The 14,220-nt window shown below is 62.1% G+C and carries 12 protein-coding genes and 1 pseudogene; 11 read left to right on the forward strand and 2 right to left on the reverse strand.

What is annotated here, in order from left to right; genetic code table 11:
• The first annotated feature begins 93 nt into the window (after positions 1-93).
• Positions 94-2,475, forward strand: a complete 2,382-nt coding sequence (locus ACQ4WY_RS13325) for an acyl-CoA dehydrogenase (RefSeq protein WP_436504497.1) — start codon at positions 94-96, stop codon at positions 2,473-2,475.
• A 71-nt stretch (positions 2,476-2,546) separates the two neighbouring features.
• Positions 2,547-2,798, forward strand: a complete 252-nt coding sequence (locus ACQ4WY_RS13330) for a DUF1059 domain-containing protein (protein ID WP_436504498.1) — start codon at positions 2,547-2,549, stop codon at positions 2,796-2,798.
• 29 nt (positions 2,799-2,827) lie between these two features.
• Here ACQ4WY_RS13330 and ACQ4WY_RS13335 read toward each other — a convergent pair whose 3' ends face one another.
• Positions 2,828-4,048: a TCR/Tet family MFS transporter gene (locus ACQ4WY_RS13335; protein ID WP_436504500.1), complete on the reverse strand. Its 1,221-nt coding sequence runs from the start codon at positions 4,046-4,048 to the stop codon at positions 2,828-2,830.
• A gap of 105 nt (positions 4,049-4,153) precedes the next feature.
• Here ACQ4WY_RS13335 and ACQ4WY_RS13340 point away from each other — a divergent pair, with 105 nt between their 5' ends.
• The 8 genes and pseudogenes from ACQ4WY_RS13340 to gdhA all read left to right on the forward strand — a co-directional run bounded on the left by ACQ4WY_RS13340 (position 4,154) and on the right by gdhA (position 12,817).
• Positions 4,154-4,792, forward strand: coding sequence for a TetR/AcrR family transcriptional regulator (locus ACQ4WY_RS13340; protein ID WP_436504501.1), 639 nt, complete (start codon positions 4,154-4,156; stop codon positions 4,790-4,792).
• Between the two features lie 113 nt (positions 4,793-4,905).
• Positions 4,906-6,267, forward strand: a complete 1,362-nt coding sequence (gene trhP, locus ACQ4WY_RS13345; protein WP_436504503.1) for a prephenate-dependent tRNA uridine(34) hydroxylase TrhP — start codon at positions 4,906-4,908, stop codon at positions 6,265-6,267.
• A gap of 135 nt (positions 6,268-6,402) precedes the next feature.
• A pseudogene (locus ACQ4WY_RS13350) lies at positions 6,403-6,768 on the forward strand (DUF819 family protein).
• Between the two features lie 285 nt (positions 6,769-7,053).
• On the forward strand, positions 7,054-7,854 hold the full coding sequence (locus ACQ4WY_RS13355) for a Stf0 family sulfotransferase (protein WP_436504505.1): 801 nt from the start codon (positions 7,054-7,056) through the stop codon (positions 7,852-7,854).
• A gap of 55 nt (positions 7,855-7,909) precedes the next feature.
• Positions 7,910-8,950, forward strand: coding sequence for a polysaccharide pyruvyl transferase family protein (locus tag ACQ4WY_RS13360; protein ID WP_436504507.1), 1,041 nt, complete (start codon positions 7,910-7,912; stop codon positions 8,948-8,950).
• Positions 8,951-8,952: 2 nt separating this feature from the next.
• A complete protein-coding gene (locus ACQ4WY_RS13365) occupies positions 8,953-10,254 on the forward strand; it encodes a Rieske 2Fe-2S domain-containing protein (RefSeq protein WP_436504509.1) in 1,302 nt (433 codons plus the stop codon).
• The gene (locus ACQ4WY_RS13370) at positions 10,251-11,267 is read left to right on the forward strand and encodes a glycosyltransferase family 2 protein (protein WP_436504511.1); all 1,017 of its coding nucleotides are present in this window, start codon (positions 10,251-10,253) and stop codon (positions 11,265-11,267) included. The genes ACQ4WY_RS13365 and ACQ4WY_RS13370 overlap by 4 nt, the downstream gene beginning before the upstream one ends.
• A gap of 206 nt (positions 11,268-11,473) precedes the next feature.
• On the forward strand, positions 11,474-12,817 hold the full coding sequence (gene gdhA, locus ACQ4WY_RS13375) for an NADP-specific glutamate dehydrogenase (RefSeq protein WP_436504513.1): 1,344 nt from the start codon (positions 11,474-11,476) through the stop codon (positions 12,815-12,817).
• Here gdhA and ACQ4WY_RS13380 read toward each other — a convergent pair.
• The gene (locus ACQ4WY_RS13380; protein ID WP_436504515.1) at positions 12,814-13,371 is read right to left on the reverse strand and encodes a flavin reductase family protein; all 558 of its coding nucleotides are present in this window, start codon (positions 13,369-13,371) and stop codon (positions 12,814-12,816) included. The genes gdhA and ACQ4WY_RS13380 overlap by 4 nt on opposite strands.
• A gap of 178 nt (positions 13,372-13,549) precedes the next feature.
• On the opposite strand from ACQ4WY_RS13380, the gene ACQ4WY_RS13385 reads away from it, so the two are divergent.
• Positions 13,550-14,179 (forward strand): head GIN domain-containing protein, encoded by a 630-nt coding sequence (locus tag ACQ4WY_RS13385; RefSeq protein ID WP_436504517.1) that lies wholly within the window; start codon positions 13,550-13,552, stop codon positions 14,177-14,179.
• Positions 14,180-14,220 lie beyond the last annotated feature (41 nt).

Below are 14,220 nucleotides of genomic sequence, written 5' to 3' on the forward strand. Positions count from 1 at the left end.
CTCATCCGGTTGGCGTTGTGCGTATGCGCAGTACCGCACAGTAACTTCGGCCATATCGGCCTACCCTGTACTTATTACACAGGGAGATATCGCATGCTGACGATCATACTGATGGTGGTCCTGCTGGGCCTGCTTGCACTGTTCGCGCCCGGCCCCGTGCGCCGCGCCCTGATTACCCCACGCTTGCTGGCCCTGTTCAAGCGCATCCTGCCGACCATGTCCGGGACAGAACGCGATGCACTCGAGGCGGGCACCACCTGGTGGGATGCCGAGCTGTTTTCCGGCCGGCCCGACTGGTCCAAGCTGCTCGCTTATGGCCGCGCCTCGCTCACTGCCGAAGAGCGCCATTTTCTTGAGCATGACGTCGAGCGGCTGTGCGAACTGGTCAACGACTGGGAAACGCAGCAGGCGCACGATTTGCCGCCCCAGGCCTGGGACTACATGAAGGCGCAGGGTTTCCTCGGCATGATCATCCCGAAACAATACGGCGGCAAGCAGTTCTCCGCCTACATGCACTCGCAGGTGGTAATGAAGCTGTCGAGCCGCTGCTCGGCACTGGCGGTGACCGTGATGGTGCCCAATTCCCTGGGACCGGCCGAACTGCTGCTGCACTACGGCACCGAGGAACAAAAAGATTATTACCTGCCGCGCTTGGCTTCCGGTACGGAGATCCCCTGCTTTGCGCTGACCAGCCCGTATGCGGGTTCCGACGCGGCCGCCATTCCCGACCTGGGCGTCGTATGCATGGGCATGCATGAGGGGCGCGCTACCCTGGGTTTCCGCCTCACCTGGAACAAGCGCTACATCACCCTGGCGCCCGTGGCGACCTTGCTGGGCCTGGCATTCCAGACCAGCGACCCCGAACATTTGCTCTCCGACAACGATGCGCCTGGCATCACTTGCGCCCTGATCCCCGCCAGCCACGACGGCGTGGTGATCGGCCGCCGCCACCATCCCTTGAACGCCGCGTTCCAGAACGGCCCGACCTCTGGTAACGATGTCTTCATCCCCATCGACTGGGTCATCGGCGGCCAGGCGCAAGTGGGGAAAGGATGGCGCATGCTGATGGAATGCCTGGCGGCCGGGCGCGCCATTTCGCTGCCCTCGTCCAGCGTCGGCATGGGCAAGATGGCCGTGCGTGGCACCGGCGCGTATGCGGCCGTGCGGCGCCAGTTCAACATGGCTATCGGTAAATTTGAGGGGGTGCAGGAAGCGCTGGCCCGCATGGGCGCCAACCTGTACCTGATGGACGCGGCCCGCACCCTGGCTGCGCACGCCGTCGACCTGGGCGAGAAGCCGGCCGTCATTTCCGCCATCGTCAAATACCACGTCACGGAACGGGGACGCGCGCTCGTCAATGACGGCATGGATATCCTGGGCGGCAAGGGCATCTGCGTGGGGCCCAACAATTTCCTCGCCAGCGCCTATCAGCAAATCCCCATCGCCATCACGGTCGAAGGCGCCAACATCCTCACGCGCAGCCTGATCATCTTCGGCCAGGGCGCCATCCGCGCGCACCCGTATGTACTCAGGGAAATGGCCGCCGTCAGCGAAAGCGGCGGCCGCAAAGCCCTGCGGGATTTTGACTCTGCCTTCTTTGGCCACGTGGGCTTTGTGCTGGGCAACCTGGTCAGGGGATTGTGGTACGGGCTGGGCGGCGCGCGCCTGGCGGCCGTGCCCGACGCCAGCGCACCCGCGCTGGCGCCCTACTACCGCGCCCTGACGCGGCTGTCGACGGCCTTCGCCGTCATGACGGATATGTCGATGTTCGTGCTCGGTGGCGAGCTCAAGCGCCGCGAACGGCTGTCTGCCCGGCTGGGCGATGTGCTGGCGCAGCTGTACCTGGCTTCGTCCGTGCTGAAACGCTACGAGGACGATAGCCGCCCCGAAGCGGACCTGCCCTACGTGCACTGGTCGCTGCAAGATGCGCTGGTCAAGGCGCAACAGGGCTTGACGGGCGTCCTCGATAATTTCCCCGCGCGCGTGCTGGCCGTGCTGCTGCGCACCTTGCTGTTCCCCTTCGGCCTGCCCCATCGTCCGCCTTCCGACGAACTGGGCAGCCAGGTGGCGCTAGCCCTGCAAACGCCGGGCGCCGACCGCGAACGGCTGCTGGCCGACGGCCATGTCGCCAGCGAGGGTAGCCACGGCGGCGATCCCGTGGCTTGCGCCGAACGGGCGCTGGTCTTGCTGCCCGACGTACTGCACATCGAAAAACGCCTGAAAGACACGCCCGCTGGCGCGGCCCTGCGGCACCTGCCGCAAAGCCTGTCCGCCATGCAGCAGTGGCTGGCAACGGCCAAAGCCGCAGGCTCGGTCAGTTGCCAGGAGCACAATACCTTGCTCGAATATGCGCGCCTGGTTGACGGCTTGATCCAGGTTGACGATTTTCCCGCCGATGCGTCGCATCAATCTCAAGACGGCGGCGCCGTGCACCTTCTTGATGAAGAATCCGCTGGCGAGAGCCGCGCGGCCTAGGCGAGTCTGCTTTGCGGCCTATACTGAATTGAGCGGGTGCTGTGCCCGCTCTTTCCAGAAAGGAGTCGATCATGACGCGCAAATTCATCGATTGCCGGGAATTCCCAAGCGACACGCATTGCTCGGTGGCCATCTCGGCCGACAGCGAGGAAGAGCTGTTGGGCATTGCTGTGCAACACGCAGTCTCGGTACATCAGCACCACGATACCCCGGAGCTGCGCCAGCAATTACGCCAATTGTTCAAGGACGGCATGCCACCCGAACATCTGTCCATGACCGGGCAGGCCGGCAGCAGCGCCAGCGGCGCCTCGCCCACGCATTAAGTCCATGCCGCACACGGCGGATTGACAGTTCAGGACGCCAGCTTGGTGGCAGGCGTCCTGATGTCCAGGCCCAGCACGAGCGGCACGAGCGCCGCGTACACGACGATCACCGACAGCCAGACTGCACCGGGCCAGTACGCCCTCACGCCAAAGTAAATGCTGGAAAATACCAGCGGGCACAGCACGGACGCCAGGCTCACGGACGAGGCCAGCACGCCCTGGAACTGGCCTTGCCGGTCGTCGGCAACTTGCCGCGTGGCCAGCGACTGCAGGGCCGGCGCGCCGATGCCGCCCAGGGCGAACACGGGCATGATGGCGAAGATCATCCAGCTGCGAGTGGCAAAGGCCATGACGACCAGCGCCAGGCAGGCGCAGGCCACCCCGGTCAGGATGGTGGCGCGCTCGCCCAGCAGTTTCACAGCCGGGCCGGGTAAAAAAGCCTGGGCCAGCGCCTGGCACACGCCAAAGGCGCCCAGCGACAGGCCGATCCACAGCCCGTTCCACTCGAACGCATCGTGTCCCCACAAGGCCCAGCACACGCCATACACTTCACCGGCAGCGCTGAAGGTAAAGAAAATGACGGCGATCGGCAGCAAGCTTTTCTCCGCGAAAACCCAACGCAGCGGGCGCAAGGGATTCAATGCCGCCAGGTCGATTTTCGCGCGCATGGGCGGGCGCATGGTCGGGCGTGACTCGGGCAGCATAAACAACGCCAGCAGCAGGTTGCCCATATTCAGTACGGCGGCCGCCATGAACGGCAGGCGCAGCCCGTAGTCGCCCAGTGCGCCGCCCAGCACGGGGCCGATGATGAAGCCGGCGCCAAACATGGCGTTCAGCAAGCCGAAACGGCGCGCCCGCGTCGCCTCGGGAGAAATGTCGGTGATATAAGCGGTGGCCACGGACACGTTGGCGCTCGTCAGCCCCGCGATGGCGCGCCCCAGTAGCAGCATCCACAGGCTCGGTGCAAAGGCGAGAAACAGATAATTGACGGCGGCGCCAGCCAGCGAAACGAGCAGCACGGGGCGCCGGCCCAGGCGGTCGCTCAGCGCTCCCAGCACGGGCGCAAAGACAAACTGCATCAGCGCGTACAAGGCCGTCATGATGCCGATATACGGCGCTACGTTGACCGCATGCGTCACGTCCCGCAGCAGTGCCGGCAGGATGGGGAAGATCAGGCCGATGCCAACGGCGTCCAGCACGACCGTGGCAAAGATGACAGGCAGCGCTGCCACAGGAAGAGATTCTTTCATATACTCAATCTAAATATGTACTCAGTACATAAATAGTACGCCTAGGCTTGCTGCGTCATCAAGCCTTATCTGTACTCAGTACACCTGGTGTATGATCGCGGCAACATGACGATTCCTTCCGACCTCCGCTCCCGCAAACGCCTTGCCACCCGGCAAGCCATCTCGAATGCCGCCACGCGCCTGTTCTTCGTGCACGGCTTCGAGCAGGTGACGGTGGATGAGATCGCGGCGGCCGCCAGCGTGGGACGCATGACGGTGTTCAACCATTTCCCCCGCAAGGAAGACATGTTCTTCGACCGCGAGGAAGAGGGACGCGAACTGCTGCGCGCCGCCTTGCGCCAGCGCGAGCCCGCCATCCCGCCCATCGAAACCCTGCGCCTGCTGGCGCACCGGCTGGTACAGGAAGACAGTCCCTACATCACATTTTCCGCCGCTGGCCAGGGTTTCATTGCCACCATCGAGGCCAGTGACACGCTCAAGGCGCGGGCGCGGGCGATACGCGACGAGCTGGCGCAAGTAGTGGCGCAAGCGCTGATCGAATGCACGGGGCGCGACGCAGGCGATCCCCTCGCCCACCTGGCGGCCAGCCTGCTGCTAGCCACCTGGAGCACCGCCCTCATCGAAGCGCATCGCGCCTTCGCGCGGCATGGCGACGCGCGGCAGGCCAAGGCCGGCTTTCTCGCCCTGGTGGACCAGGGACATATCGGCTTGAACGCAGCCATGGCGGGCACACCTTACGCCTGAAGTTGCCTGGCAGCGGTCTGGCACCGGCGCAGGTACCACATGTCAATCCCTTGACCCAAGGCAAGGCAATCTGGCGCCAGCCCGACTACAATCGCCGGCTTTGCCCCTCCTCCATGCGCCACGCTCCCGAACTCCTCCTGCCTGCCGGCTCCCTGGCCAAGATGCATGCCGCCTTCGACTTTGGCGCCGACGCCGTCTATGCGGGCCAGCCGCGCTACAGCTTGCGCGTGCGTAATAACGACTTTTCGACCTTGCAAGCCTTGCAGGAGGGCATTGATGGCGCGCATGCGCGCGGCAAGCAATTCTTTGTCGCCAGCAACATCTTCGCCCACAACGCCAAGCTGAAAACGTATCTGCGCGACATGGAACCGGTGATCGCCATGCACCCGGACGCCCTGATCATGGCCGACCCAGGCCTGATCATGATGGTGCGCGACAAGTGGCCGGACATCCCCGTACACCTGTCGGTGCAGGCGAATGCCGTCAACTGGGCCGACGTGAAGTTCTGGCACCGCATGGGTTTGACACGCGTGATCTTGTCGCGCGAACTGTCGCTCGACGAGATCGAGGAAATCCGCCAGCGCTGCCCGGAAATGGAGCTGGAAGTGTTCGTTCACGGCGCCCTGTGCATCGCCTATTCCGGCCGCTGCCTGCTGTCCGGCTATTTCAACCATCGCGACCCGAACCAGGGCACGTGCACGAATTCCTGCCGCTGGGATTACAAGGTAAAAAATGCCACGGAAGACGCCAGCGGCGACCTGGGCGGCATGCAGGTGGTGCCGCTGGAATTCCACCAGGCGCTGGCCGAGGCTGACAATAACGCGTTTTCCGCCCTGCACCAGCAGTCGCGCCACCCGCTGGCCGACCAGCCATATTTCATTGAAGAAGCCCAGCGCCCGGGCCAGCTGATGCCGATACTCGAAGACGAGCACGGCACCTACATCATGAATTCGAAGGACTTGCGCGCCGTCGAGCATATCGAGCGCCTGGTGAAAATCGGCGTCGATTCCCTGAAGGTTGAAGGCCGCACCAAGTCGCTGTACTACGCGGCGCGCACGGCGCAAGTCTACCGCCAGGCCATCGATGATGCCGTGGCGGGCCGGCCTTTCGATATTGGTCTCTTGGGCCAGCTGCAAGGCCTGGCCAACCGCGGCTACACGGACGGCTTCTACCAACGCCACCACACGCAAACGCACCAGAACTACATGCGCGGCGCGTCCGAGGCGGACCGCAGCCAGTATGTGGGCGACGTGCTGGGCGTGACGGACGGCTGGGCCAGGGTGGAAGTAAAAAACCGCTTCGCCGTGGGCGACCGCATCGAAGCCGTGCATCCGGGCGGCAACCGCGATTTCACTATTACCCGCATGCTCAGCGATGATGGCAATGACATCCAGGTCGCGCCCGGCAGCGGCCACTTCGTGCGCATCGAACTCGACGGGGCGCTCGACAAGGCCTTGCTGGCGCGCTATTTGTAACCGCCAGTCTGGTACGCGGGCGTGGCCAGCCCCATCATCAGCTGGATCAACACCCTGCCCGCCGCATGGCGCTTGCAGGATTACAGCCTGACGTCGAACTTCTTCTGAATCGTCGTCCTCGCCACCACCTTCGGCTTGCTGCTCAGCTTTACCAGCGCGCGCAGCCTGGAAGGTGCGGGCGCCTCGACCATCGGCTCGGCCATGCGGTACCTGCTGTTGGCCACCATCGGCATGCACATGGGCCTCGGTGCCTTGCTCGACTAGCCTTTCCTGCTGGGCCTGATCTGGATCGCCGGGCATGGCGGGCCTGATGCTGCTCGTCGCCAAGCTGATCCGCGCCCCCTGTTCTTCATGGCCGTCGGCTCGCAAGCGAACATCGGCGCCGCTGCCTCCGCCCCCGTCATCGCCAGCGCCTTCCACCCGGCCCTGGCACCGTGGGCGTGCTGCTGGCCGTGCTCGGCTACGCTCTGGGCACTTATGGCACCTACATCACGGGTTTGATATTGCGCGGCACGGCGGGGTGATATGCCCTGGCGCCAGCCAGGCATCGCACAGTGATGACAAGGACGCCAGCCTGCCGGTGGGCGCCGTTGTATCAGCAATCTTCTTACCAAAAATCACCACTAGTTGCTACAAAGAGACATAAAAGCATAAATAAAATACAACTTCATCTGGTAGTGGCTTGAAGTGGGCTAATATTTGAGAGCAACAGATTTTCAAAAACTTCGTTGCTTTCAAGTTATCTAATCGCAGACAACAAGGCTGAGCAAGCCTATCTTTCTATCCATGAATGAACGTTTCAATACTCCGCTGACTGATGCCCGGTCAGTGTGGTCAGGCGCCATGCGCCCGACGCCAGCTGAAATGCGTGAGTTTCCCTACGATACAACGTCGCCAGCGTTTCCCGATAAAAAACTGCTGGTCTGCGCAGCGCCACGCGCATCAAGCAAGCGGCTGGCCCGCCTATTGCTCGGCGCGGGCATCGGCGTGCCGCTGGAATATTTCAATGACAACAGCGTGCAGGCACTGACGGACCGCTGGCAGATCAAAAAACAGGATTACCTGGCGCATATTTATGCCAGACGTTCCGCGAATGGCGTGTTCGCGTCGAATATCCAGTTTCCGCAGATTCAAAAGTGGCCCCATGCACACGACTTTGCCGCCCTGTTCGAGGGTGCGACGGTCATTCATTTAATCCGCGACAACAAACTCGCGCAAGCGGCGTCCCTGGCGACCTGCATGGTCACCGGGCGCTGGGGTTTCGAAGAAGCCACGGTGACAAAAAGTTACTCGACCTGGCGCCTCAAATTGGTGGCACGCAAGGCCATGCAGCTGATTGCCGAGGATGAACAGCTGTGGCAGGACTGGTTCAGGAAACGGGGCGTCGAACCACTCGTCATCAGTACCGAGCGTGTCAACCGGCACGATCTGACGCTGATCAATGAGATCGCCGGTTTCCTCGGCGTCAGCGCCGATGCGGCAAGCGCACAGCGCATGCTGGACGTAGATCGGGGTGCCTACCCGGGCGATCTGGAACTGAAAGCGCGCTTTCACGCACTCATCGAAGAACTTGCGGCACGCGGCTAAACAACGCCGCGGCGTCCACATTTTCGTTAAACACATACAACAAGAAGGACGAACATTGAATATCTTTATGGTGCGGCCAACAACTCGCAACATTGGCAACGATCTCATCGGCTACGCTACAGCAGAGCTCCTCTACGAGGTGTTCGGAGCAGCCACCAATGTCGTCAGTATTCCCGCCCTGAAAGGGCCGCAGTTTGGCGGCCTGGTACCACGCCAGATCTATGACATGAACCGTCTCGCCGACGCCGTCATCGTGGGCGGCGGGAACCTGTTTGAAAACGGCCAGCTCTCCTACGATGTCCAGGCCGTCAATGCCTTGCGCCGACCGATGATGCTGATGGGCTTATCCCACGGCCGCATCACGGGGCGCGATGGGCAAATGGAAGACCGCACCGATGCGCTCAGCCCGACTGCGATACGGCACCTGGTCGAGCATGCCAAGGTGGCCATGGTGCGCGACACGGGTTCGCAAGAAATCCTCGCCGATCTTGGCGCCAAGGTGACGGTCGGCGGCTGCCCCACGCTGTACCTGCCGCCGAATGCCGAGGGCGAAGCCGCCAGGGGCGGCGTGATCATTTCCGTCCGTCACCCCATGCGCATGAGCGTGCCCGCTACCTTGCAGTGGCGCATCGCAGAAGACTTGCGCCGCCTGATTGCCGCCCTGCGTGCCGAGTATGCGCAACCCGTCTATCTGGCTTGCCACGATTACATCGATCTCGAATTCGCTGCCGGTTTCCCGGAAGCGTCTCCCATGTACTTTGACGAAGTCAGCCGGTACATCGAAGCGCTGCGCACCTGCAAGCTGCACGTCAGCTACCGCCTGCATGGCTTCCTGCCGTGCCTGGCCATGGGCTCGCACAGCATCAATCTGTCCTATGACGAGCGGGGCCGCTCGATGCTGTCGACCATCGGCATGGCGTCGTGGGATGTTGACCTGATGCAAAGTGGCGACTGCGTGAGCGCCATCATGGATCGCGCGCGATCGGTCGCGCAGTATCACCGCACCCGTCAGGCCGCCCTGCCACTGATACAGGAGTTGCGCCAGATCACGGTGCGTGGCTTGCAGACATTGCGCACCCTGGCAACGGAGCAATGAACATGAGCTTGTCATCCTCGTCTCACGGCGTGTGGCTGAAGTGCCACGTCCGCGAACTCGCCCCGTGGGAAACGATGACCGAGCGCGTGCTCAGCGAAATCATTTCCACGGTCGGGCAAATGAAGGGCGCCGCGGCGGCCCAGGTGCTGCGCCAGCATGGTATCGAGCGACTGCACGAAGTCATCGACACCGACGATGTGGCGTCCTTGCGCAACCAGGTATTGGAACGCTTGCGCCAGCCCTTGCTGGCCATGGCAACGGCCGTCGGACGCCAGGTTCTGGGATGGGATGGCGATTTCTATGTGGATGACTATTTGATCTTGCGCATCAACTTCCCTTACGAAGTGGCCCGCAAGACCAATCCATCGAGCGAGAATCCCGGCATTGGCAGGCTCAGCGCTACCGTGCGCGAAAAATTCCAGATGCGCAAGGTCATCGACCCCGTGTATGCGCCGAAAGAGTATCACCGCGGCCACCCGCCCGCCGCCTGGGCGCATGGTCCGCACATCGATAGCTGGGCCGGCCATTCGCGCGACGGGCGCAATATCTGGTGGGCCATCGGCGAGGTGCCGGCGGAAGCGGGCATGGTGCTGTATCCGGAATTGGCCAACGCCTCGCTGCCCTGCGAGCGGCGCACGCTTTACCTGCAAGCGGGCTACCGCCTGCCTGTACCGACGTACCTGCCCCTGACGGCGGGCGAGATGCTGGTCTTCGATCCCGAAGTGCTGCACGGCACGCATCTGAACACGACAGACGCCACGCGGGTGGCCATTTCCATGCGCCTGAACGCTTCCAGGCCGACGTTCGATCCCGCCTGCTTTTACTCGCGCGAATTCTGGCGCCGGGCCGCCGATATCGAACAGGGCCATGATGAAGTCCTGCATCTGCAACGCGAAGACAACTTCGGTGCGCCCGTTGTGAGCGCCCCCGTGCAGACGCCGCCCGCCGTTCCCGTCATCGCCGCGCGGCTCGACCAGGAAAGCGGTCTCCTACATGGCCAGTTGCCTGCCGCTGGGTCCGATACGCAGCGCGTCATCGTCGATGCCGCGCCCTATCGCATCATGCTGGTACACACCAGCGACGGCACCCGCGCCTACGATGCCGCCTGCCCGCATTACGGCGTGGACCTGGCCGACGGCGGGTGTGACAGCAATAAAGTGTATTGTCCGGCTTGCGCCATCTCGTTCGACTTGCAAACAGGAAAATCATCGTGTCCGTCATTGACACTGCAACCGTATGAAGTCAAACAAGATGGCGCAGCCGTGCAGATCCGTGTTGCGCCGCCAGCGGCCGCAAGGACATGACTCCAGCGGCAGTCCACGCATCAGCCGGCGCGCCAGCGGTCAGCGTCATCCTGTGCACCAGAAATGGCTGGTCCAGGGGCTTTCTTGAAGAAACCTTGCAGTCGCTGCTGGCCCAGTCCTGGCCAGCCAGCGAAATTTTGCTGATCGACGATGCCAGCAGCGACGGCACGCCCGCCCGGGTACAACAAGCTTACCCGCAGGTCACTGTCCTGCCGAATGCGGCAAGCGGCCTGGCGGCGGCGCGCAATACGGGCGTGGCCGCGGCCCGTTTTCCTTGGGTGGCCTTCATCGATGACGACGACATTTGGTGTCCTGAAAAACTGGCCGAACAACTGGCACAGGTACAAGCGTCTGAAACGCCAGATGCGATTGTGTATGCATCGCAAGTTGCAACGCTTAACAGCCATGGCGGCAATCCTGTGGCGTGGGCAACGCCACGGCAGTTTGCCGCCTGGCCGGCCTGCCTGCTGGGTTCGCCCATTCAGCCATCCGGCGTGCTGCTCAGCAAACAGCTACTCTCGCGTATGGGACCGTTTAGTGAGCAGCTCAAGGAAGGCGCCGCGTATGACTACTGGATACGCTGCCTGAGCGCGGGGATGGCGATACACTACAGCACCAACATCCTGCTGCACTATCGCCAGCATCACCCGCAAATGACGGCAATGTCGCGCAAGGTCGAGCATTTCCTCAATATCGACGCCGTGATCATGCCGCACCTTGCCCACCTTGCACCGGCGCTGGCCTACAGGATCCACTCGGCGCGCCTGCTGAACAATCTGCGTTCCCTGCTGAACCATAGCGGCATCTCGGCAGCGGTACATTATTGGCGCGCCAGCGCGCCACGCCCGGCATCGAGCCTGCGCACGCTTTCCTATTTCTTGCTAGATACAATTGTATGTCGTGCCCCGCACCGGCTACGCCCGGCCCTGCGGCAGCGCACCATGCAACTACTGATCGGCAAGGAAACACCCTTGCCTGCGCTGCGCCCGAAACACTCGGGGCATCCGATGTAACAGATATCCACGCCAGCGCTGCCGCTGGCGTTTTTATTTTTAAATCAACTTTCCTGCCCGCTACCACCTGTCTTGCCGCGTCGTCCCGCTGGCGGATTATCCCCAAAATGTAGCAGAAACCCCTCAAAACCAAATTTCCGCACTATTTTTGTGCAAAATCTGCGATGATAGTTGCCCAAATAACCGATTACCTCCATGGAATTCTGATGAAATACGCATCTGCTCACGAGTATGTCCAGCATGTCGCCGCACGCAATCCAGGTCAACCCGAGTTTCTGCAAGCCGTCACCGAAGTCATGGAGAGCTTGTGGCCGTTCCTGGAACAGCACCCGAAATACGCGGAACAAGGCTTGCTGGAACGCTTGATCGAGCCGGAGCGCGTGGTGATGTTCCGCGTGTCGTGGGTTGATGACCATGGGCAAGTGCAAGTCAATCGCGGTTACCGCATCCAGCACAGCATGGCTATCGGGCCGTACAAGGGCGGCATCCGCTTCCACCCGTCCGTCACCTTGTCCGTGCTGAAATTCCTCGCCTTCGAACAGACGTTCAAGAATGCGCTGACGACCTTGCCGATGGGCGGCGGCAAGGGCGGCGCCGATTTCGATCCGAAGGGCAAGAGCCCGGGCGAAGTGATGCGCTTTTGCCAGGCCTTCGTCAGCGAACTGTTCCGTCACGTGGGTTCGGACACGGACGTGCCGGCCGGCGACATCGGCGTGGGTGGCCGCGAAGTGGGCTTTATGGCCGGCATGATGAAAAAACTCAGCAACCGCGCTGACTGCGTGTTCACGGGCAAGGGCGCCAGCTTCGGCGGCTCGCTGATGCGTCCGGAAGCGACGGGCTACGGTACCGTGTATTTTGCGCAGGAAATGCTGAAGACGCGGGGCCGCTCCTTCGAAGGCATGCGCGTGTCCGTTTCCGGCTCGGGCAACGTGGCGCAGTACGCGGTGGAAAAAGCCATGGCCATGGGCGCGAAAGTCATCACTGTCTCGGATTCGAGCGGCACCATCATCGATGAAGACGGTTTCACGCCGGAAAAACTGGCCATCCTGATGGAAATCAAGAACCATCTGTATGGCCGGGTCAGCGACTACGCCGAACGCACGGGCGTGCGCTTCGAAGCAGGCGTATCGCCATGGCATGTGCCGGTCGACATCGCCCTGCCCTGCGCCACGCAAAATGAATTGAACATCGACGACGCGCGCATCCTGATCGCCAATGGCGTGCAATGCGTGGCCGAAGGCGCCAACATGCCCACTACCATCGAGGCGGCAAAAGCGTTCGAGGCAGCCGGCGTGCTGTATGCGCCGGGCAAGGCCAGCAATGCGGGTGGCGTGGCCACGTCAGGCCTGGAAATGAGCCAGAACGCAGCCCGCATGGCGTGGCCACGCGAAGAAGTCGATGCGCGCTTGCTGCAGATCATGCAGGGCATCCACGCGGCGTGCAAACAGTACGGCACGCGCGCCGATGGTTCCGTCAGCTATGTGGATGGCGCCAATATCGCCGGTTTTGTCAAAGTGGCCGATGCGATGCTGGCGCAAGGGGTCATTTAAAGCATTTCTGGTTTCATCAGGCTCTTGCGGCTGATCGTGCGGCCCGACACCATGAACTCGCCGTTGCCGCGGTAGTGCAGGGTTTCGGGCAGCTTGGGCGAGGTCGCCACATGGGCCTTCACGCACTCGAAAATGAAGAAGCCGCCTTTCGGATTGCCCGACACCTGGGCCAGCTTGCATTCGAAGTTGGCGTAGCACTCGGCGATCAGGGGCGCGCCTACCTGCTCAGCCGGCTGGGCCGTCAAGCCGAAGGCCGTGAACTTGTCCGTGTCCTCGCCGCTGCAATTGCCGATGGCCACCACCTGGTCGACCATGTCGGCCGTGGGCAGGTTGATCACGCACTCCATGCTGCGCTTGATCATTTCATAGCTGTGGTTCGCGTCGGAAATGAAGCAGCCCAGCAAGGATGGCGACAATTCCATCAGCATGTGCCAGGCCATGGTCATGACGTCGCTTTCGCCCTTCCACGTTGAACTGACCAGCACCACCGGCCCCGGTTCGAGGAAGCGCCGGATATCGGCGACGGGATAATCTTCTTTGTGGTAATTTTTCATCTAGTCTCCGGGACGCGGTACGCCATAGCATAGCCCAACGGCGCCTTGCCGGGCGCGCGTCTGGCCGCTGGCAGCGCCGTATCATCCGCGCCGCAATATGTGCAGTTCGTCGCAAATTTCTCCCCAATGGAGATGTTGCACAATAGAATACACTGATCAACTACTCAAGGAAACCGCCATGCGCCCTCTGTTCCTGTTGTCAGTCCTGTCCCTCGCCTGCCTCTCCACACTCGCGCATGCCGACGAACAAACCCGCACGGTCGGCGCCTTCAACGCCATCGACATCCGCGGCCCCATCAGCATCGAAGTCGAATCGGGCAAGGAGCAAAGCCTGCTGCTGCGCGGCGACCAGAAATTCCTCAGCGGCGTGATCACGGAAGTGGTTGATGGCGAACTGAAAATTTCCATGAAGGACAAGGAGATCAAGAAAACGGAGGGCGACCCGCGCGTCATCATCACCATGCCCACCTTGCGCAAGCTGATCGCGGAAGGCGCGGGCGAGAAGATCTTGACCAAGCTCAATGGTCCACGAGTCGACATCAGCTACAAGGGCGCGGGCCGCCTGGCCGCCGATGGCCAGGTCGACTGGCTGCGCCTGAAGGCGCAAGGCGTGGGCGAAGTCGATACGAAAGCCTTGCTGGCGAAAAACGTCGACGTCAATTTCGAAGGCATCGGTTCCGTCAAGGTGTACTCCTCGGGTGAACTGAACGCCGTGGTGCGCGGCATGGGCGAACTGACGTATTACGGCAAGCCGAAGATCGTGCACAAGTCGATCGCCGGCATCGGCAGCGTCAATGCCGCCAAATAAGCCGGCCTGCCGTGCGCCACGATGGTGGCGTTTAATCGACA

Origin of the sequence: Janthinobacterium salmonicoloratum, assembly GCF_051380845.1 — a bacterium.
Classification (GTDB): Bacteria; Pseudomonadota; Gammaproteobacteria; order Burkholderiales; family Burkholderiaceae_D; genus Janthinobacterium; species Janthinobacterium lividum_F.